This window comes from Streptomyces sp. NPDC032091 (assembly GCF_055580265.1).
In genome coordinates this window covers 35382-54696 of record NZ_JBVILR010000004.1, presented here as the reverse complement: position 1 = coordinate 54696, position 19315 = coordinate 35382, and the positions used below count along the sequence as shown (strand labels likewise).

Below are 19315 nucleotides of genomic sequence, written 5' to 3'. Positions count from 1 at the left end.
GCTTCGCCGCATGCCGCTCCCGCGACCTTCCCGCACACCGCTCCCGCGACGTTCCCGCACCCCGGTTCCGGGCCCCGCCCGCCCGCCGGTGCCCCGGCCGTCCCGCACCCGTCCCGCGCTGCTCGCCGCCGGCTGTGCGGCGCTGCTCGCGCTGAGCGCGGCCGTCCCCTCGGCCGCCGCGCCCGTCCGGCCGGGCCCGGCCGGCGCCGGTGCGGTGGTGCTCGACTGGTACGACGTCACCGCGCGGACCGTGGCCGCGACGGCCGCCCCGACGCAGATCACCAACAGCCGCACCTGGGCCGTCGGCTGGATCGCCGCCGCGCGGGCCGCCCGTGAGGCCCCCGGCGGCGGCCCGTCCCGGGGCCGGTTCCAGGACGCGGCCGTCGCCTCCGCCGTCCACGACGTGCTGGCCGCCCTCGCCCCCTCCCGCAAGGACGACCTCGACACGGCCCTCGCCACCACCCTCGCCGGGATACCGGACGGGCCGGCCGAGGACCGGGGGGTGGCCGCCGGAGCCCGTCAGGCCAGGGCGGTGCTCGCCGCCCGGGCCGGTGACGGCCTCGACCCGGCCTCCTCGAACGCGCCCTTCCCCGTGCCCCCGGCCGCCCCGGGCGTCTGGCAGCCGACCCCCGACGGCTACGCGCCGGCCATCCAGTACGGCAACCGGCTCGCCCGGCCCTTCCTGCTGGAGCACGCCGACCAGTTCCGGCCGGGCCCGCCGCCCGCGCTGGACTCCGTCCGCTACCGCGCCGACCTGGAGGAGGTCCGGGCGTACGGCGCGGCCGGCAGTACGGTGCGCACGCCCCGCCAGACGGAGACGGCGAACTTCTGGTACGGCGGTTCGCTGACCCTCTACACCGACGCGCTGCGGGTCGCCGTGGCCCGCTCGCACGGCTCGACCGCCGACCGGGCGGCGCTGCTCGCCCTCTTCCACGCGGCGTCGGTCGACACCCAGATCGCGACCTCCGACGCCAAGTACACGTACCTGCGCTGGCGGCCGGTGACGGCGATCCGCACGGGCACGATCGGCACCGACCCGGCCTGGCGTCCCCTGCACAACACCCCGGCCCACCCCGACTACCCCAGCGGCCACGCCACGTACGCGGGCGCCGCGCAGGCCGTCCTCGACGCCCTCGCGGGACCGGTCGCGGAGCCGTTCGACCTGACCAGCCCGACCGCGCCGGGCGTTCACCGCGCCTACTCGGGCTGGGACCAGCTCACCCGGGACAACGTGGACGCCCGGGTGTACTCGGGGATCCACAGCCGCTCCGCCGACGAGGCGGGCGCACGGCTCGGGGAGACGGTCGGCCGGTACGCGCTGCGCCACGCGGACCGGCTGCTGTCCGGCCGCCTCTGACGGCCGGCGCGGGGCTCAGCCCTCGCCGTAGGCCTCTCCGCCCAGTTCGAAGCCGGCGGTCCCGGCGGTGACGTCGTTCAGCCAGGCCCGGAAGGAGTCCACGTCCGCCTCGGGGAGGCCGATCTCGATGGAGACGGCCTCCCCGTAGCGCACGTCCAGCACCGTCCGGCCGGTGGAGCGCAGGTCGTTCTGCGTCTTGCCGGCCCGCTGGTGGTCGACGGTGACGGTGGCCAGCCGGTAGCGGTGGCGGGTGACGGTGCCGAGCGCGTCGAGGGCCTCGCCGACGACCCCGCCGTAGGCGCGGATCAGTCCGCCCGCGCCGAGCTTGACGCCGCCGTAGTAGCGGGTGACGACGGCCACCGCGTAGCGGATGTCGCGCCGGGTCAGCATCTGGAGCATGGGCAGACCGGCGGTGCCGCCCGGCTCGCCGTCGTCGCTCGCCTTCTGGACGGAGGCGTCGGCGCCGATCACGTAGGCGAAGCAGTTGTGCGTGGCGGTGGGGTGCTCGCGGCGGATGCGCGCGATGAAGTCCTGCGCCTCCCGCTCGGTCGCGGCGGGCGCCAGCGAGCACAGGAAGCGCGAGCGGTTGATCTCGGACTCGTGCGACCCCTCGCGGGCCACCGTCTCGTACTGGTCTGCCTTCACCGCTCCACCCTAATCCGTACTCAAGAGCAGTCCGGGCCGGAGGACAACCGGGCGGGCTGTTCGAGCACCAGGGCCGCCACAACCGGCTCCACCCGGGCCTTCGAGGCCGTCCCGTAGATCGGGCCAGCAGTATGACGAGGAGCTGGCCTTCCCAGCCCCACCTGCCGAGATGGGCGCAGCGGCCGCCTAGCCAGGGGTTGATTGCTGGTCCGGGGGCCGCACCCAGGGGGCGAAGCGCTGACCCGGGCCTGCGTCCTCGCGCCAGTACCGCAGGACGGACTCCTGGACGACCTCGAACCGCTCGGCTGCGATCAGGCACGAGACCGGCTCCTGCCCGCCCGCGTCGGCCTCGAAGGCGACCACGACGGGCGGCCTTTCGCCGACCTGACGCGTGACTCTGAGGACCTCGTCCGCGGTCGGTGCACGGAAGATCGGATCGTGAAACATCGCCGGGCAGCAGACGAAGAACGGATCGCCGAAAACCAGTTCCAGGCCGTGGTGGTAAGACAGGTCGTAGCCGGCGGCAAGCCTGAGCTGCCCGCCGTCCCAGGCGATCACGTCCCAGTCCCACCAATTGCCTTCAGGGAGCTGGATCGGAGCATGCGCTCCTTCGATGTCCACCCCGGCGTCCCCCTCGCTCGTTCGAACAGATCGACAGGGTACACAGCGGCCACGGCCGTGCGACGTGACGAGTCAGGGCCCTGAGCTGTCTACGGGGAATCGGACAGGTGTCCTTTCCGTTGATGCTGCGGAACACCCACCAGACCCGGCAGCAGCAGGAGGCGGCGTACGTGTACGGCGACCAGGCGACCATCCGCAGGATCCTCACCGAGCTCGGCGACACCTGGGCGGTGGTGGGTCTGTCCGGCAACGAGGACCGGGCCGCCTACGGGGTGGCCAAGGTGCTCCAGCGGTTCGGCAAGCGCGTGGTGCCCGTCCATCCCAAGGCGGAGACGGTGCACGGCGAGCCGGGGTATCCCTCGCTGGACGCCATCCCCTTCAAGGTGGACGTGGTCGACGTCTTCGTGAACAGCTCGCTCGCCGGTGAGGTCGCGGACCAGGCGGTCGCGGCGGGGGCGGAAGCCGTCTGGTTCCAGCTGAACGTGATCGACGAGGCCGCCTTCGCCCGGACCCGCGCGGCCGGGGTGGAGATGGTCATGGACCGCTGCCCCGCCATCGAGATACCGGCGCTGTAGCGCGTCCCGCCCCGCGTCCGCCCCGAGGCCCCGTCCGCGTCCGTCAGCGGTGGGTGTCCGCGCGCTGGACGGGCGGGATGGACACGGCCATCGTCATCTCCATCGGCACGGCGCCCTCGTTGCGGTAGGCGTGCGGGACGTTCGCCTCGAAGGAGACGGCCCCGCCCGCCGGCACCACGTGCCGGTCGTCGGCGATCTCCAGTGTGAGCTCCCCCGCCGTGACGTGGAGCATTTCGAACGTCCCGGCCGGGTGCGGGTCGGAGGCCGTGCCGTCGCCCGCCTCCAGGCGGTAGGTCCACATCTCCACCGGGCCGCGCCGGTCGTCGCCCAGCAGCATGCGCGCCTCGCTGCCCGGGGCGCTGGACCACATCCGCACCCCCTGCCCCGGCAGCACCAGGTGCACCTGCGGGCTGCGGTCGTGGTCCAGCAGGGTGGTGATGCTCACGCCGAGGGCGTCGGCCAGTTTGACCGTGGTGCCGACGCTCGGGTTCGTACGGGCCTGCTCGATCTGGATGATCATGCCGCGGCTGACCCCCGCGCGGGCCGCGAGCGCGTCCAGGGTGAACCCGCGCTCCCCGCGCCACCGCTTGAGGTTCCGGGCGAGCGCCTGGGTGAGCTGTTCGAGATCCGACACCATTCCGTCCAATATTTTGGATGACACAGTTCAACAGACTGAACTAACCTGCGGTGTAATCGATGCTGCACTCCACCGTTCACCGCACTGTACTGCGAGGTCCCGCCATGACCGCCCTCTTCGCCCTGGCCACAGCCGTGCTGTGGGGCCTCGCCGACTTCGGCGGCGGGCTGCTGACACGCCGCCTGCCGGCGCTCACCGTGGTCGTGGTCTCGCAGATCGCCGCGGTCCTCGTGCTCGGCTCGGTCGTCCTCGCGACGGGCGCCTGGCACGAGGCCGGACCGCAGCTCTGGTTCGCGGTGGCGGCGGGCGTGGTCGGACCGGCCGCGATGCTCAGCTTCTACAAGGCCCTGGCGCTCGGCCCGATGGGCGTGGTCTCCCCGCTGGGCTCGGTCGGGGTGGTCGTCCCGGTCGGGGTGGGGCTGGCGCTGGGCGAGCGGCCCGGGCCGGGCCAGTTCGCGGGCATCGCGGTGGCCTTCGCCGGCATCGTGCTCGCGGGCGGCCCCGAGCTGCGGGGTGCGCCCGTGCAGCGGCAGGCGGTGGTCCTCACCCTGGCCGCGGCCTTCGGCTTCGGTGCCGTGATGGTGCTCATCTCGCACGCCTCCACCACCGTCACCGGGCTCTTCCTCGCCCTGTTCGTCCAGCGGGTCACCAACGTCGCCGTCGGCGGGGCCGCCCTGTGGGCGCAGACCCGCCGCGGGACCCCCGCCCTGCCGCAGGGCACCGGCCCGCGCGTCCTGTGGGGCCTGCTGCCCGCGCTGGTCTTCGTCGGCCTCGCGGACGTCGCGGCCAACGGCACCTACGCGCTGGCCGCCCAGAGCGGTCCGGTGACGGTCGCCGCCGTGCTCTCCTCGCTCTACCCGGTCATCACGGCCCTCGCCGCCTTCGCCGTGCTCAAGGAGCGCCTGCGCAGCGTCCAGGCGGCGGGCGCCGGACTGGCCCTGGCCGGCACGGTCCTGCTCGCGGCGGGCTGACCCCGGGCCGGGGCGGACCGCCTCCGAGCCCCACCGCGCCGCCTCCGACCCACCGCACCGGCCCCGGCCCGCGACGGACCGGCCCCGGCCCCGGCGGGCAGCTCCTACTCGGCCTCCGCCAGCCGGGCCAGGCCCCGCAGCTGCTCGGAGGTCACCCCGTCCGGGATCGGCACCGGCGCCGGGGTGCGCAGCGGCGGCTGCCAGCCCGTCTCCGGCTCCCACCGGCGCACGATCCGGGCCGGGGCCCCCGCCACCACGGCGTGGTCCGGCACCTCGCCCCGTACGACGGCCCCCGCGGCCACCACCACGTTGCGGCCCAGCTTCGCCCCGGGGAGGATCACCGCCCCCGTGCCCAGCCAGCAGCCCGGCCCGATCTCCACCGGGGCGCTGCGGGGCCACTGCCTGCCGACGGGCTCGTGCGGGTCGTCGTAGCTGTGGTTGGTGGAGGTGATGTAGACACCGGGGCCGCAGAAGGTGTCGTCGCCGATGCTGATGCGGGCGTCGGCGATGACGTGGCTGCCCCGGCCGAGGACGACTCCGTTGCCCAGGACCAGTACCGGGTCGGGGCCGAGGTCGAGGTCGGGCATCATCCCGGCGGTCAGGGTGACCTGCTCGGCGATGATGCAATGCCCGCCCATCCGGATCCAGGCCTCGCCGAAGACGGTGCCCTGCGGGAAGGCGAGGCGGGTGCCGTCGCCGATCGCGCCGAAGCGCAGCCGGCCCGGGTTCTGCGCGGTGACCGCGCCGGCCCGCTGCATCCAGCGCCAGCCCGCGTGGACCGCGCGGCTGGCGACGCTGCGGCGCAGGGCCGCCAGGGATGAGAACGTGTTCTGGTTCTTCGGCACCCGGCCACGGTAGTGGGCCGCGCGCCGGACGTCCGGACCGCGTTCCTGTGATCTTCACCCCATCGCGGACCGGGGGTGGCCCGTGCCCTACGGTGCCGGTAGCGCGGCATCCGGAAACAGAGGGAAACGATCATGACGAACCACACGGGCCACCCCGGCCAGGCCGGTCAGGGAGCTCTCATCGCGGCCGTGGGCGACCGGCGGCCGTCCGTGGACCCGACGGCGTTCACCGCCCCGACCTCGGTCGTGGTCGGCGACGTCACCCTGGGCGCGGGCGCCAGCGTCTGGTACTCGGCGGTGCTGCGCGGCGACTGCGGCCCGATCACGCTCGGCGCCGACAGCAACGTCCAGGACAACTGCACCCTGCACGTGGACCCGGGCTTCCCGGTGTCCGTCGGCGAGCGGGTGTCGATCGGCCACAACGCCGTCGTGCACGGCTGCACCGTGGAGGACGACTGCCTGATCGGGATGGGCGCGACCGTGTTGAACGGGGCCGTCATCGGCGCCGGTTCGCTGGTGGCCGCGCAGGCCCTGGTCCCGCAGGGGATGGTGGTGCCGCCCGGTTCGCTGGTGGCGGGCGTACCGGCCAAGGTGCGGCGGGAGCTCACCGCGGAGGAGCGCGAGCACATCAAGGTGAACGCCGCCATGTACACGGAGCTGGCGAAGCAGCACCGCGCCTCGGTCACCCCGGAGTCCTGAGCCCGCCGTCTCCCCCGGCCCCGGCCCCGGGGCCGGGGCCGGGGGTCAGTCCGCGGCGCCCGCGGGGGCGGTCACCCGGGCGGCCTCCTCCTCGCGGGCGGCGGCCGCGGCCTTCTTCATCCGGCCGCGGACCACCAGCGTCACGGCGAGCCCGAACAGCAGGGCCGCCACCAGGGCCAGCCAGGAGAACCGCTTCAGCCACGGCTCCGCGACGATGCCGACCGTGTAGATGACCGCGGTGGTGCCGCCGGCCCACAGGACGCCGCCGAGGACGTTGGCGATCAGGAACCGCCAGTACGGCATGCGCAGCACGCCCGCGAGCGGTCCGGCGAAGATCCGCAGCAGGGCCACGAACCGGCCGAAGAAGACGGCCCACATGCCCCAGCGGTCGAACGAGCGCTCCGCCACGGCCACCTGGTCCGGCCCGAAGTGCTTCGGGAAGCGCCGGCCCAGCCTCTCCAGCAGCGGCTTGCCGCCGCGGCGGCCGATCGCGTAGCCGATGGAGTCGCCGACGATCGCGCCCGCGACCGCGCACAGACCCAGGACCACGGGGTCGATGTGCCCCTGCTGCGAGGCCAGCAGGGCCGCGCTGACGAGGATGATCTCCCCTGGCAGCGGGATGCCCAGGCTCTCCAGCCCGATGACCAGACCCACCAGGAGATAGACACTGATCGCCGGAATCGTCTCCAGCCATTCCTGGACGTGCACCGGTTCGCCCTCCCTCGTCGTGACCGGCGCGCCCTCGGGACCCGCCGAACAGGCAGCCTATCCGCTCGCCGTGACGGGCTCCGCCCGCAGCACGGGTCAGGCGTGGGGGCGCAGGGTCCAGACCACGGTCATCTCCCCGGTCACGGCCTCGTCCTCGCGCTGGATGGCGATGGTGACGGGGAACTCCGGGCGGCCGCCCGCGTCGAGTTCGGCGACGACCTCGGAGGCCGGGCGGCCGAGGGTCGCGGTGGCCGTCACGACGCCCTTGGCGAGCTTCTTGTAGCCGATCTCGGCCTTGACGGCCAGCGGCACCGCGCGCGAGAGCTGGTCGCCGAAGGCGGCCAGGACGATCGCGCCGCTGGCGGACTCGGCCAGGGTGAACATCGCGCCGGCGTGCGGGCCGCCGACGTGGTTGTGGAAGTCGGGCTGGTCCGGGAGCCGGACGACGGCGCGCTCCGGAGTGGTCTCCAGGAACTCCAGGTTGAGGGTGCGGGCCATCGGGACGGTCTGGGCGAGCAGTTCGCCCACGTTCATCTGTTCTGCGCTCATGGCACGCGATGTTACCCACGAGTAGATGAAGTTGGCCAGAGCCCGTGAGGGGGCGGACGTGGCTCCCGCAGGCCACTCCCACTATCGTTACCGGCCATGTGGCCAGGACAGCAGCAGCAGCCCGGGGGACAGCAGGGCCCCCAGGACGCGCAACAGAACCCGTACCAGCAGCAGCCGGGACAGCCGAACCCGTACCAGCAGCAGCCCCAGCCGGGATTCGGTCAGCAGCAGCCCGGCTACGGCTACCCGCAGGCGGGCGGCTACCAGACCCCGCCGCCGGTCCAGCCGTGGGGCCAGCCCACCCCGCAGCCGGCCGCGCCCCCGCCGTCCGGCGGAAGCCCGTTCTCGACGAAGACGGTGGCCATCGTGGCGGCTTCGGCGGTCGTCGTGACGGCGGCCGCGACCGGCGCGTTCGTCCTCACCCGGGACGACAAGGGGAGCAACCAGGCGAGCAACAAGCCCGCCGCCGCCTCCTCCGCCCCCGCCACCTCCGCGGCCCCGCCCGCCCCGAGCGGCAACCCGCGCGGCGGCGGCGACGCCAAGCCCGTCATCCCGGGCTGGAAGGTGGTCATCAACCCGAAGCACGGCACCGCCTTCGACGTCCCGCCGGAGTGGAACGTGGCGAGCTCCGGGGTGATCTCCGGCTTCGAGGACGCCGAGAAGCACGACGGCTCCCCCCTCGTCACCTTCTCCGCACCCGCCTTCCTCAAGGAGGACTGGTGCAAGGTGGACTCCAACAAGGACGGCAAGGAGGAGAGCACCGGACTGGCCGGCACCGGCACCAAGGGCGGCCAGGGCGCCAAGGACACCGCCGGGGCCGCGCACAGCGAGGCGGGCACCTGGGTGTTCGCCGCCTACTCGCAGAAGCTCCCGAAGGAGCAGGTCAAGATCTCCGAGTCCAAGGAGTACACGACCCTCTCCGGTCTCAAGGGGCACTACGCGACGGCCACCGTGAGCAACGTCCCCAAGGAGAACAAGTGCTCCTCGGACGGCAAGAGCATCGCCTTCAGCTTCCGCAACTCCAAGGGTGACTTCGCCAGCTGGGTCATGTGGGCCGCCGCCGGGGTCCCCGGCGAGGTGGACCAGGCCACCGAGGAGAAGATCATGAGCTCGGTCCGTCTCATCGACAACTGACCTCACGTCACCCCGACCCACCCCCTCCGGGCCGATTATCCTTTTTCCGGTTATTCGTTTGGATTCTCGGCCCGGGGCGGGGGATAGTCCCCCGGTGAGCTCTCCCCCCACCGACTCCCCCGCCGCTCCACGCCGCCTCCCCTCCTGGGCGGGCCGCAACTACACCCTGCTGACCGGCGCCGCGGTCGTGACGAACCTCGGCAGCCACGGAGCGCTCATCGCCTCCGCCTTCGCCGTCATGGACGCGGGCGGCTCCGGCGGCGACGTCGGCCTCGTCGCGGCCGCCCGTACGCTGCCCCTCGTCCTCTTCCTGCTCGTGGGCGGCGCCCTCGCCGACCGGCTCCCGCGCCACCGCGTGATGGTGGCGGCCAACGCCCTCAACTGCCTCTCGCAGGCGGCCTTCGCGGTGCTGGTCCTCACCGGCGAGCCCCGGCTGTGGCAGATGATGCTGCTCACCGCCCTCTGCGGCACCGGCACGGCCTTCTTCAACCCGGCCGCCGAGGGCATGCTCCTCTCCAGCGTCTCGGGCGAGCACTCCAACCGGGCGTTCGCGCTCTTCCGGATGGCGATGAACGGTGCGGGCATCGGCGGCGCGGCCCTCGGCGGCGCCCTGATCGCCGCGATCGGCCCCGGCTGGGTGCTGGCCGTGGACGCGGCCGCCTTCGCGGTCGCCGGCGCCCTGCGCGCCTTCCTCGATGTCGGCCACACCGCCCGCCGGGCACCCGGCGGCGGCCTGCTGGCCGACCTCCGCGAGGGCTGGGTGGAGTTCCGCACCCGGCCCTGGCTGTGGAGCATCGTGCTCCAGTTCTCCGTCGTCGTCGCCGTCGTCGGAGCGGCCGAGGCGGTGTACGGGCCCCTCGTCGCCCGCGACCGGCTGGGCGGCCCCGCCCCCTGGGGGCTGGCCCTGGCCTTCTTCGGCGTCGGCACCATCGCCGGCGCCGTCCTGATGATGGTGTGGAAACCCCGCCGTCTGCTGCTGGTCGGCACCCTGTGCGTGTTCCCGCTGGCGCTGCCCTCGGCGGGCCTCGCGGTGCCGCTGCCCACCTGGGGGCTGTGCGCGGTGATGTTCGCCAGCGGCGCCGCCGTCGAGGTGTTCAGCGTGAACTGGATGACGACGATGCACCAGGAGATCCCCGAGGACAAGTTCTCCCGGGTCTCCGCCTACGACTGGTTCGGCTCGGTTTCCATGCTCCCGCTGGCCACCGCCCTGGCCGGCCCGGCCGAGACGGTCTTCGGCCGCACCCCGGCCCTGTGGGGCTGCGCGGCCCTGGTGATCGTCCCCACGGCCCTGGTCCTGCTGGTCCCGGAGGTCCGCCGCATCACCCGCCGGCCGGTCCCCCCGAAGTCCGCGGCCGCCGGCGCGCCCGCACCCGTACCCGCCGCCGCCCCCACCGTCACCCCAGGCTGAACGCCCCCTCCGGCGGCTCCGGCGAGGCGACGGCGTCGGCGTCCGCCACCACCCGCGCCCCGCGCATGAACCGTGCGAGCCCCTCCCCCGCCTCCACCCGGGCGGGGAACGCGTCCCCGGCACACCGCCGGGCCAGCTCGGCCACCGGCAGCGGCGCGTCGGAGGCCAGCAGCACCGCGTTGCCGAAGCGCCGCCCGCGCAGCACCCCCGGCTCGGCGATCAGCGCGAGCTCCCCGAACACGGCGGCGAAGTTGGCCAGCTGGGCCTTCAGGAAGCCGAACGGCGCCCCGTCGGCCAGGTTCGCCGCGTAGAGCCCGCCGGGCCGCAGCACCCGGGCCGCCTGGCGGGCGTACTCCACCGAGGTCAGCCGGGCCGGCACCCGCGAGCCCCCGAACACGTCGGCGACCAGCACGTCCGCACTGGCCTGCGGGGCCCGTTCCAGCCAGGCCCGCGCATCGGCGGCGTGCACCTCCACCCGCGCCCCGGCGGCCAGCGGGAGGTGCTCCGCCACCAGCTCCACCAGGGCCGCGTCGAACTCGACCACGGTCTGACGGGAACCCGGCCGGGTCGCCGCCGCGTAGCGGGGCAGGGTCAGCGCGCCGCCGCCCAGGTGCAGCAGGTCCAGCGCCTCCCCCGGCCCGGCCGCGCAGTCCAGGACGTGCGCGAGGCGGCGTACGTACTCGAACTCCAGGTGCTCCGGCTCGTCGAGGTCCACGTAGGACTGCGGCGCCCCGTCCACCGTGAGCAGCCAGGCCCGCTCCCGGTCCACGTCCGGCATCAGCTTGGCGGTGCCCTGGCCCACTTCCCGGATCACCGGGATCTGTTCGTCGCTCACCCCACCATTGTCGGGCCCGCGGGCCCGCGCCCGGCCCGCTCAGGCAGCCGTCCAGACGGCGGCCGCCTCCGCCACGTGCGCGGCGGCCTGGGCCAGCCCCGCGCGCGCGGCGGGAGCCCGCCGGGCGGGGTCGAGCAGGTTGCGGCCGAAGGCCTTGCGGGCCTCCGGGGACGAGATGATCAGCAGCACCCGCGCCCCCTCGGCCCGCAGCCGCTCGGCCTGCTGGACGGGAGAGGGGAGCCGCCCCACGCCGACGGGCAGCGGGGCGAGGATCACCACGCGCCGGTAGCCGGACGCCAGGTCGGCGTTGACGGCCGAGCGGAAGCCGCCGTCCACGTAGCGGCGGCCGCCGATGGTGACGGCCGGCCAGACCCCGGGCACGGCGCAGCTCGCCGCGACGGCGTCCACCAGCCCGGCCCCGCCCTCCCGGTCGAAGGCGGCGCTCTCACCGGTCAGCGCGTCGACGGCGGGGACGACCAGGCGCCGCTCGGGCCACTCGTGCGAGACGAGCCGGGCCGCCAGGACCTCGCGCCGCTCCGCCTCGGTCGGGGTGCCGGCGGCGGCGAGGGCGATGGCGCCGGCCCGCCTGCCGTACTCGGCGGCGTCGCGCGAGCGGAGCATGGCGAAGAGGTACCGGGCGATGAGGCCGGCGCCGATCTTCGCCGCGATCTCCCCGGCGGGGTCGGCGAGCTGGCGCTCGTACAGCTCGCGCGGGGTGAGCAGCCCGGAGGTCAGCTGGGCGCCGACCACCGAGCCGGCGGAGGTGCCGACGACGAGGTCGGCCCCGGTGAGGTCCACTCCGGCGCGGGCGAGCCCGTAGAGGATCCCGGACTCCCAGCCGACGCCGGTGAGCCCGCCGCCGCCGAGCACCAGTGCCGTCTCGCGTGCCGCCGTGCCGCTCATCCCCGCCCGCCCCTCGCTCAGCCCGTCTGGTGACGGCAGTCTGGCAAACCCCGACCACCGCCACCACACCCGGGCCTACCCGAGGACCTCGGTCACCGTCCCCGCGCCGACGGTGCGCCCGCCCTCGCGGATCGCGAAGCCGAGGCCCGCCTCCAGGGGCACGTCCCGGCCCAGCCCGACGGTCATGGTCACCGTCTCCCCGGGGCGGGCCACCCCGGCCGCGCCCAGGTCCACGTCGCCGACCACGTCGGCGGTGCGGATGTAGAACTGCGGCCGGTAGCCGGAGGACAGCGCCGTCGTCCGGCCGCCCTCCTTCCCCGAGAGCACGTACACCCGCGCGGTGAAGCGCCGGCTCGGCCGCACGCTGCCGGGCGCGGCGACCACGTGCCCGCGGCGGATCCCGTCGCGGTGCACCCGCGCAGCAGCAGCGCGACGTTGTCCCCCGCCTCGGCGGACTCCATCGGCTTGCCGAAGGTCTCCAGACCCGTGACGACGGTCTCCACGGGCTCGCCCTCGCCGCCGAGGAGCGCGACGCGGTCGCCGAGCCGGACGGTGCCCCGCTCGACGGCGCCGGTCACGACGGTTCCCCGGCCGGTGATGGTCAGGACGTTCTCGACGGGCAGCAGGAACGGCGCGTCCGTGTACCGCACGGGCATCGGCACGTACGTGTCGACCGCGTCGAGCAGCGCCTCGATCGCCCCCGTCCAGCGCGGGTCGCCCTCCAGCGCCCCGAGCCCGGAGACCCGTACGACCGGCGCCTCCTCGCCGCCGTAGCCGTGGGCGGTGAGCAGCTCGCGGACCTCCAGCTCGACCAGGTCGGTCAGCTCCGGGTCCCCTGCGTCGGCCTTGTTGAGGGCCACCACGATGTGGTCCACGCCGACCTGCCGGGCGAGGAGCACGTGCTCGGCGGTCTGGGGCATGACCCCGTCGAGGGCGGAGACGACGAGGATGGCCCCGTCGAGCTGGGCCGCGCCGGTGACCATGTTCTTGATGTAGTCGGCATGGCCGGGCATGTCGACGTGGGCGTAGTGGCGGGTGTCGGTCTCGTACTCGACGTGCGTGAGGTTGATGGTGATGCCGCGCCGGGCCTCCTCGGGCGCCCGGTCGATCCGGTCGAACGGCACGAAGGAGGCGCCGCCCCGCTCGGCGAGGACCTTGGTGATGGCGGCGGTGAGGGTGGTCTTGCCGTGGTCGACGTGCCCCATGGTGCCGATGTTGAGGTGCGGCTTGGTGCGGGCGAAGGCCGTCTTGGCCATGATGATGTCTTTCCCGTGTCTCGAAGCTGGAACGGGACCCCTGGAGCGAACCGACCCTCCCCCTGCGGGGTCCGCCGGACGATCCGGGAAGGGTCAGCTTCGTGCGCCGTCGAACGCGGCGAGTGCCGCTGCGGCGAAGGCCTCTGCCAGGGCGAGTGCCGAGGAGGCGGAGAGGGCAGCCTTCGGCGCGTCCGCGACTGCGGACGGCGCTGCGGGGAAGGCGTACCGGGACATGGCCCTGATCCTGCCCGAGGGGCGGGGGCGCGGCGAACGAATTACGGCCGGACCGCGGCGCGTCCGCCCGGATCCCTCCGGGCGGATGAGGCCCGGATGAGGTCCGGATTACGGCGGAGTGCCGCACCGGTCGGTTAATCTCCCCGGATGTCCCTCCTCCTCGCGCCGTGGACGCGGCTGTCGCTGCTCGTCGTACTGCTCGTGGCGGCCGGGGTCTGCGTCCTGGTATACGAGCCCCAGCGGCTGCTCTCCCAGGGCTGGCCTCCCGGGCTCCCGGTGGGCGTGGCGGTGCTGCTGTTCGCGGGCGCGTACGGGCTGTGCACGGCGGCGTTCGTGCCGCGTCCGCTGCTGAACCTCGCCGCGGGGGCGGTCTTCGGCACCGGGTCCGGACTGGCGGCGGCCGTCGGCGGCACGGTGCTGGGCGCCGGGATCGCCTTCGGGCTGGGCCGGGCCATGGGCCAGGAGGCGCTGCGGCCCTTCCTGCGCGGGCGCTGGCTGGAGGCGGCCGACGCCCAGCTGAGCCGGCACGGCTTCCGCTCCGTGCTGGCGGTCCGGATCCTCCCGGGGATCCCGTTCGCGGCGGCCAACTACCTGGCGGCGGTGTCCCGCTGCGGCTGGCTCCCGTTCCTCCTGGCCACGGCGCTCGGCACGGTGCCCAACACGGCCGCGTACGTGATCGCCGGGGCCAGCGCGTCCTCCCCCGGATCCCCCGCGTTTCTCGTCTCGTCCGGGTTCATCACCGTCTCCGGAGCGGTGGCCGCGGCGGTCGCCTGGCGCAGGCGCCACCGCCTCGCCGCCCCCTCCGTGGGCGAGCCCGCGTCCGTACACCCCCCTGTGGTCGGTGCCGCTCCGCACGGGCCCTAGCATCGGACCCGAACTGCCCGACGATCACAAGGACGAGCACCCACCGACATGAGCTGGTTCGAATCCCTAATCCTCGGTCTCGTCCAAGGTCTCACGGAGTTCCTGCCGATCTCCTCCAGCGCGCACCTGCGCCTCACCGCGGCCTTCGCCGGCTGGCACGACCCGGGTTCTGCCTTCACGGCGATCACCCAGATCGGCACCGAGGCCGCCGTGCTGATCTACTTCCGCAAGGACATCGCGCGGATCATCTCGACGTGGTTCCGCTCGCTGTACACCAAGTCGCTGCGCTCGGAGCAGGACGCGCGGATGGGCTGGCTCGTCATCGTCGGCTCGATCCCGATCGGCGTCCTCGGCCTCGTCTTCAAGGACCAGATCACCGGCCCGGCCCGTGACCTGCGGCTGACCGCCACCACCCTGATCGTGATGGGCCTCATCCTCGGCTTCGCCGACTGGCTGGCCTCGCGGGACGAGCAGGGCGGCCGGCACCGGGTGGTCAAGCAGCGCAAGACGCTCAAGGAGCTGGGCGTCAAGGACGGTCTGATCTTCGGTGTGTGCCAGGCGATGGCGCTGATCCCGGGCGTCTCGCGCTCGGGCGCGACGATCTCGGGCGGTCTGCTGCTGGGCTTCACGCGCGAGGCGGCGGCCCGCTACTCCTTCCTGCTGGCCATCCCGGCCGTGCTGGCCTCGGGCGCGTTCGAGATCAAGGACGTGATCGAGAGCCCCGGTCACATCACCTGGGGGCCGACGATCTTCGCCACGGTGATCGCCTTCTTCGTGGGCTACGCCGTCATCGCCTGGTTCATGAAGTTCATTTCGAGCAAGAGCTTCATGCCCTTCGTGATCTACCGGATCCTGCTCGGCGTCGCCCTGTTCGTACTGATCGGCATGGGCGTCCTCGAAGCCGAGGCGGGCGCGACCGGCAGCTGATCGGGCCGTTCGGACACGCGTACGCGGCGAAGGCCGCCCGGGAACGTTCCCGGGCGGCCTTCGCGTCGTTGTGCCCGGTGGACCTGAACGGCGAGCAGCAGGGGGTGTCCCATGCGTCGGGTGGTACTGGAGCGGTTTCCGGCCGGGAGTCCGCGGGGCAGCTGGCCCGCGGAGGAGTACGCGGCCCAGCGGATGCGCGAGGGCGTGCCGGCGGAGGTGGTGATGGACCTGGCCAGTGACGCGTTCCTGGTCGTGGTCCGGCAGCGGGAGGTGCGTTCCGGCCACCGGGCGGCACCGTGAAGATCCGGTCGCCGCACGCCCCTTGGCCTCGTCGGCCGCCGGCCGCACACTGACCCGATGACGCAGCGTGTGGACCTGGCGACGGTGATGGACCGGCTGGCGGTCGACGAGGTGGTCTCGGAGTACGCGGCCGCCGTCGACGACGGTGACTGGGCGGCCTACCGCGCCCTGTTCACCCCCGGCGGGCGGGCCGACTACGGCTCGGCGGGCGGGGTCGAGGGGCCGGCCGGGGAGGTGGCCGACTGGCTCGCGGAGACCATGCGGCTGTTCCCGGTGCGCCAGCACCTCATCGTCAACCGGCGGATCCTGCTGGAGGACCGGGACGGCTCCCCCGGGGACGGCGCGCGGGTCCTGGCCGACTTCCTGAACCCGATGCGCCTGGCGGGCGAAGGCGACCGGGGCACCGCCCCCAACTTCGTCGCCGCCGGGCGCTACACCTTCACGCTCGCCCGCACCGCGGAGGGCTGGCGGCTCACCGGGGTGACCGTGCACGAGAAGTGGCGCCACGCGCAGGCCTGAACGGCGGCCCGGAGCGTGCGGGCGCGGCCCGCCGGACGCGGTCCCACACTGGAGGCGGAGGCATGTCATGGTCGCGGAACCGAGCGGGCGGAACGGGCTGAACAGCCTGAACCTGAACGGCCTGAACGGCCTGAGCGGACGGAACGGACGGAACGGGCGCGACGCCCCGAACGGGCCGGGCCGGCGCCACGGACACCGCGTCCGGAGCCGGCCTGACGCGCACGGCGGCCCGGGCCGGCGGGTCCGGTGGTGGCGGGCGGCGGGCGCGGTGGCCGCCGGGGCGCTGCCCTGCCTGGCCTTCCCCGCCCCGGCCCTGTGGTGGCTGGCGTACGGGGCCCTCGTGCCCTGGATGCTGCTGCTGCGCTCCGCCCCCACCGGGCGGCGGGCGGCCCTGGAGGGCTGGCTCGGCGGTGCGGGGTTCATCGTGGCGGTGCACCACTGGCTGCTGCCGAGCCTGCACGTCTTCCTGGTGCCGCTCGCCGGGATCCTGGGGCTGCTGTGGATCCCCTGGGCGCTGCTGGTACGGGAGTTGCTGGGCGGGGCACCGGCTCCGGGCCGGGCCGCGGCCGCGCTGTTCCTCGTACCGGCGGGGTGGCTGCTGTCGGAGCTGGCCAGGTCCTGGCAGGGGCTGGGCGGGCCGTGGGGGCTGCTGGGGGCCAGCCAGTGGCAGGTGGCCCCGGCGCTGCGGCTGGCTTCCGCGGGCGGGGTGTGGCTGGTGAGCCTGCTGGTGGTGGCGGTGAACTGCGCGGTGGTGCTGCTGGTCGCCGTGCCGGGGGCGCGGGGCGCGGCGCTGGCCTCGGTGGCGGGGTGCGCGGTGCTGACGGCGGTGGTGTGGGTGTGGCTGCCGCGCCCGGAGGCGTCGGGCGCGCTGCGGGTGGCCGTCGTCCAGCCGGGCCCGGTCGACGGGGAGGACAGCGGGGACCGGCGCTTCGCCGTCGAGGAACGCCTGACCGCCGATCTGGCGGGGAGCCGCCCCGACCTGGTGGTGTGGGGCGAGAGCAGCATCGGTGCGGACCTGTCGGCACGGCCCGACCTGTCCCGGCGGCTGGCGGAGCTGTCCGCGCGGGTCGGGGCGCCGCTGCTGGTCAACGTGGACGCCCGCCGCTCGGACCGGCCGGGGATCTACAAGAGCTCGGTCCTCGTCGGCCCTCGAGGCCCCACCGGGGACCGGTACGACAAGATGCGGCTGGTGCCCTTCGGCGAGTACATACCGGCGCGGTCGCTGCTGGGCTGGGCCACCTCGGTCGGGAAGGCGGCGGGCGAGGACCGGATGCGGGGCGACGGGCCGGTGCTCATGGACCTGCCCGGCGGCACCCGCATCGGCCCGCTGGTGTGCTTCGAGTCGGCCTTCCCCGACATGAGCCGGCACCTGGCCGGCGAAGGGGCCGGGGTGCTGGTGGCCCAGTCGTCGACCTCGACCTTCCAGGAGAGCTGGGCGCCGTCCCAGCACGCCTCGCTGGCCGCCCTGCGCGCCGCCGAGACCGGCCGCCCGATGGTGCACGCCACCCTGACCGGGACCAGCGCGGTGTTCGGCCCGTCCGGCGAGGAGGTCGGCGCGACGCTGCCCACCTCGGCGAGCGCGGCGGTCGTCTACCGGGTGCCGCTCGCCCGGGGCACGACCCTCTTCGTCCGCTTCGGGAACTGGCCCGGCGCGGCCTCCCTGGCCGGGTTGGCCCTGTACTGCGCGGCCCGGGGCGCCCGGGCGGTCAGGCCCGCGAGGACTGCTCCAAAGCCGTCAGCACCACCCGCTCGCACAGCTCGTGGGTGAGCAGCGCGTCCCGGGCGCTGAGCACCTTGCCGCCCTCCACGGCCTCCAGGAAGGTGTCCACGGCCTGCTCGATCCCGCGCTGGCGGGCCACCGGGACCCAGTCCCCGCGCCGGCGCACGGTCGGCTGGCCCTTGTGGTCGATGACCTCGGCGAGGTTGACGACCTGGCGCTTGGAGTCCTGGCCGGAGACCTCCAGGACCTCCTCGGCGGAGCCGGAGAGCCGGTTCATGATGCCGAGCGCGGTGAACCCGTCGCCGGACATCTGGAGCACCACCTGTGACATCAGGCCCCCGCGCACCACGGCGCGGACGTCGACGTGGTCGGCCTCGCCGGGCAGCAGGAAGCGCAGGGTGTCGACGACGTGGATGAAGTCGTCCAGGACCAGGGTGCGCGGGTCCTCGGGCAGCCCGACCCGGTTCTTCTGCAGGACGATCAGCTCGCGCGGGTGGTCGGCGCACTGCGCGTACCCGGGCGCGTGGCGGCGGTTGAAGCCGACGAAGAGGGAGGTGCCGCGCTCCTCGGCCAGCTCGACCAGCCGGCGCGAGTCCGCGAGCTCGTAGGCGAGCGGCTTGTCCACGTACGTGGGCACGCGCGCCTCCAGCAGCCGCTCCACGATCTCGGGGTGGGCGGCGGTCGGGGCGTGCACGAAGGCGGCGTCGAGGCCCTGGGCGATCAGCGCGCCGAGCGAGGCGTGGCGGCGACCCTCGGGGACGTGGTGGACCGCGCCGAGCCGCTCCAGCGTGGCGTGGGTGCGGGTCTGCAGGTGCAGCTCGACCCCGGGGCGGGTGGTGAGCACGGGCAGGTACGCCTTCTGCGCGATGTCGCCGAGTCCGATGACGCCGACCTTCACCGGGAGCCTCCTGGTATGTGCCTTTTCCGTGTGGGACTCCGCAGCATAATCGCTGGTCGCCGACGGCGCGTTCGAGCAGGATGGCGGCCATGACGATCTCCCCCGGAAACCACCGCGCCGAGCCCGCCACCACCGCCGACGAGCGGGAGATGCTGGACGGCTGGCTCGAATACCACCGCGCGACCCTCGCCTGGAAGTGCGAGGGCCTCTCCGACGAGCAGCTGCGCGGCCGCCCGCTCCGTCCCTCGGCGCTGAGCCTGATGGGGCTCGTACGGCACATGGCGGAGGTGGAGCGGTACTGGTTCCGGGAGATCTCGCTGGGCGAGGACCTGCCCGACCTGTACAGCACCCAGGACAACCGGGACGGGGACTTCGAGTTCACCGACGCGGACACCTGGGCCGACGCGGAGAAGGTCTGGCGCGAGGAGGTCGAGCTGGCCCGGCGGGCGGCGGCGGGCCGCTCCCTGGACGCGCTGTCGGACGCCGCGAGCCACCACCGGGGCGAGGTCTTCAGCCTGCGCTGGATCTACACCCACATGATCGAGGAGTACGCCCGCCACAACGGGCACGCCGACCTGCTGCGCGAGCACATCGACGGCGTCACCGGCGACTAGGCCGGGACCCGCTCCGGGCGGGTGGTGTCCTCCGGACACCCGCTCCGCGTCACCCGTGCGGGGTGAATATCGGCTCAGGGTTTTCGCAACGGGGCC

At 74.2% G+C, this 19315-nt stretch carries 22 protein-coding genes and 1 pseudogene; 12 read left to right on the top strand and 11 right to left on the bottom strand.

Features of this window, described 5'->3' with window-relative positions:
• The first annotated feature begins 10 nt into the window (after positions 1-10).
• The gene (locus ACZ5NJ_RS08495) at positions 11-1357 is read left to right on the top strand and encodes a vanadium-dependent haloperoxidase (RefSeq protein WP_468763937.1); all 1347 of its coding nucleotides are present in this window, start codon (positions 11-13) and stop codon (positions 1355-1357) included.
• Positions 1358-1372: 15 nt separating this feature from the next.
• Here ACZ5NJ_RS08495 and ACZ5NJ_RS08490 read toward each other — a convergent pair whose 3' ends face one another.
• A complete protein-coding gene (locus ACZ5NJ_RS08490) occupies positions 1373-2002 on the bottom strand; it encodes a YigZ family protein (protein ID WP_468763936.1) in 630 nt (209 codons plus the stop codon).
• Positions 2003-2188: 186 nt separating this feature from the next.
• Positions 2189-2623 (bottom strand): hypothetical protein, encoded by a 435-nt coding sequence (locus ACZ5NJ_RS08485; protein WP_468763935.1) that lies wholly within the window; start codon positions 2621-2623, stop codon positions 2189-2191.
• Between the two features lie 122 nt (positions 2624-2745).
• Between ACZ5NJ_RS08485 and ACZ5NJ_RS08480 the strand changes: the two genes are divergently transcribed.
• A complete protein-coding gene (locus ACZ5NJ_RS08480; RefSeq protein ID WP_468763934.1) occupies positions 2746-3198 on the top strand; it encodes a CoA-binding protein in 453 nt (150 codons plus the stop codon).
• Positions 3199-3241: 43 nt separating this feature from the next.
• Here the strand turns inward: ACZ5NJ_RS08480 and ACZ5NJ_RS08475 are convergent, their stop codons facing one another.
• Entirely contained in the window at positions 3242-3832 is a 591-nt protein-coding gene (locus ACZ5NJ_RS08475; protein ID WP_468764305.1) for a helix-turn-helix domain-containing protein, read from the bottom strand.
• Positions 3833-3939: 107 nt separating this feature from the next.
• Between ACZ5NJ_RS08475 and ACZ5NJ_RS08470 the strand changes: the two genes are divergently transcribed.
• Positions 3940-4806, top strand: a complete 867-nt coding sequence (locus ACZ5NJ_RS08470) for an EamA family transporter (protein ID WP_468763933.1) — start codon at positions 3940-3942, stop codon at positions 4804-4806.
• A gap of 104 nt (positions 4807-4910) precedes the next feature.
• Here ACZ5NJ_RS08470 and ACZ5NJ_RS08465 read toward each other — a convergent pair whose 3' ends face one another.
• Positions 4911-5651: an acyltransferase gene (locus tag ACZ5NJ_RS08465; RefSeq protein ID WP_468763932.1), complete on the bottom strand. Its 741-nt coding sequence runs from the start codon at positions 5649-5651 to the stop codon at positions 4911-4913.
• A 132-nt stretch (positions 5652-5783) separates the two neighbouring features.
• Here ACZ5NJ_RS08465 and ACZ5NJ_RS08460 point away from each other — a divergent pair, with 132 nt between their 5' ends.
• Positions 5784-6350 (top strand): gamma carbonic anhydrase family protein, encoded by a 567-nt coding sequence (locus ACZ5NJ_RS08460; protein ID WP_395512145.1) that lies wholly within the window; start codon positions 5784-5786, stop codon positions 6348-6350.
• A 45-nt stretch (positions 6351-6395) separates the two neighbouring features.
• Here ACZ5NJ_RS08460 and ACZ5NJ_RS08455 read toward each other — a convergent pair whose 3' ends face one another.
• Both ACZ5NJ_RS08455 and ACZ5NJ_RS08450 read right to left on the bottom strand, forming a co-directional pair.
• Positions 6396-7058 (bottom strand): DedA family protein, encoded by a 663-nt coding sequence (locus tag ACZ5NJ_RS08455; protein WP_468763931.1) that lies wholly within the window; start codon positions 7056-7058, stop codon positions 6396-6398.
• Positions 7059-7154: 96 nt separating this feature from the next.
• Complete coding sequence (locus tag ACZ5NJ_RS08450) at positions 7155-7607, bottom strand: DUF4442 domain-containing protein (RefSeq protein WP_468763930.1); 453 nt, start codon at positions 7605-7607, stop codon at positions 7155-7157.
• Positions 7608-7703: 96 nt separating this feature from the next.
• Between ACZ5NJ_RS08450 and ACZ5NJ_RS08445 the strand changes: the two genes are divergently transcribed.
• A complete protein-coding gene (locus ACZ5NJ_RS08445) occupies positions 7704-8741 on the top strand; it encodes a DUF8017 domain-containing protein (protein ID WP_468763929.1) in 1038 nt (345 codons plus the stop codon).
• Between the two features lie 94 nt (positions 8742-8835).
• Positions 8836-10149, top strand: a complete 1314-nt coding sequence (locus ACZ5NJ_RS08440; protein ID WP_468763928.1) for an MFS transporter — start codon at positions 8836-8838, stop codon at positions 10147-10149.
• On the opposite strand, the gene ACZ5NJ_RS08435 is transcribed toward ACZ5NJ_RS08440, so the two are convergent.
• The 4 genes and pseudogenes from ACZ5NJ_RS08435 to ACZ5NJ_RS08420 form a co-directional block, all read right to left on the bottom strand.
• Positions 10136-10927 carry a spermidine synthase gene (locus ACZ5NJ_RS08435; protein WP_468764304.1) on the bottom strand — a complete coding sequence of 264 codons (792 nt, stop codon included), beginning with the start codon at positions 10925-10927 and terminating at the stop codon, positions 10136-10138. The genes ACZ5NJ_RS08440 and ACZ5NJ_RS08435 overlap by 14 nt on opposite strands.
• A gap of 96 nt (positions 10928-11023) precedes the next feature.
• The gene (locus ACZ5NJ_RS08430) at positions 11024-11887 is read right to left on the bottom strand and encodes a patatin-like phospholipase family protein (RefSeq protein ID WP_468763927.1); all 864 of its coding nucleotides are present in this window, start codon (positions 11885-11887) and stop codon (positions 11024-11026) included.
• 75 nt (positions 11888-11962) lie between these two features.
• Positions 11963-13143: pseudogene (gene tuf, locus ACZ5NJ_RS08425) on the bottom strand (elongation factor Tu).
• Positions 13144-13236: 93 nt separating this feature from the next.
• A complete protein-coding gene (locus ACZ5NJ_RS08420; protein ID WP_468763926.1) occupies positions 13237-13377 on the bottom strand; it encodes a hypothetical protein in 141 nt (46 codons plus the stop codon).
• 147 nt (positions 13378-13524) lie between these two features.
• Between ACZ5NJ_RS08420 and ACZ5NJ_RS08415 the strand changes: the two genes are divergently transcribed.
• The 5 genes from ACZ5NJ_RS08415 (at position 13525) to lnt (ending at position 17755) form a co-directional block, all read left to right on the top strand.
• Positions 13525-14241: a TVP38/TMEM64 family protein gene (locus ACZ5NJ_RS08415; protein WP_468763925.1), complete on the top strand. Its 717-nt coding sequence runs from the start codon at positions 13525-13527 to the stop codon at positions 14239-14241.
• Positions 14242-14289: 48 nt separating this feature from the next.
• On the top strand, positions 14290-15168 hold the full coding sequence (locus ACZ5NJ_RS08410; protein WP_468763924.1) for an undecaprenyl-diphosphate phosphatase: 879 nt from the start codon (positions 14290-14292) through the stop codon (positions 15166-15168).
• A gap of 111 nt (positions 15169-15279) precedes the next feature.
• Positions 15280-15468, top strand: coding sequence for a hypothetical protein (locus ACZ5NJ_RS08405; RefSeq protein ID WP_468763923.1), 189 nt, complete (start codon positions 15280-15282; stop codon positions 15466-15468).
• Positions 15469-15525: 57 nt separating this feature from the next.
• On the top strand, positions 15526-15987 hold the full coding sequence (locus ACZ5NJ_RS08400) for a nuclear transport factor 2 family protein (protein ID WP_468763922.1): 462 nt from the start codon (positions 15526-15528) through the stop codon (positions 15985-15987).
• A 67-nt stretch (positions 15988-16054) separates the two neighbouring features.
• A complete protein-coding gene (lnt, locus tag ACZ5NJ_RS08395) occupies positions 16055-17755 on the top strand; it encodes an apolipoprotein N-acyltransferase (RefSeq protein ID WP_468763921.1) in 1701 nt (566 codons plus the stop codon).
• Here lnt and ACZ5NJ_RS08390 read toward each other — a convergent pair.
• Positions 17694-18605: a Gfo/Idh/MocA family protein gene (locus ACZ5NJ_RS08390; RefSeq protein WP_468763920.1), complete on the bottom strand. Its 912-nt coding sequence runs from the start codon at positions 18603-18605 to the stop codon at positions 17694-17696. The genes lnt and ACZ5NJ_RS08390 overlap by 62 nt on opposite strands.
• An 89-nt stretch (positions 18606-18694) precedes the next feature.
• Between ACZ5NJ_RS08390 and ACZ5NJ_RS08385 the strand changes: the two genes are divergently transcribed.
• Positions 18695-19219 carry a DinB family protein gene (locus ACZ5NJ_RS08385; protein ID WP_468763919.1) on the top strand — a complete coding sequence of 175 codons (525 nt, stop codon included), beginning with the start codon at positions 18695-18697 and terminating at the stop codon, positions 19217-19219.
• Positions 19220-19315 lie beyond the last annotated feature (96 nt).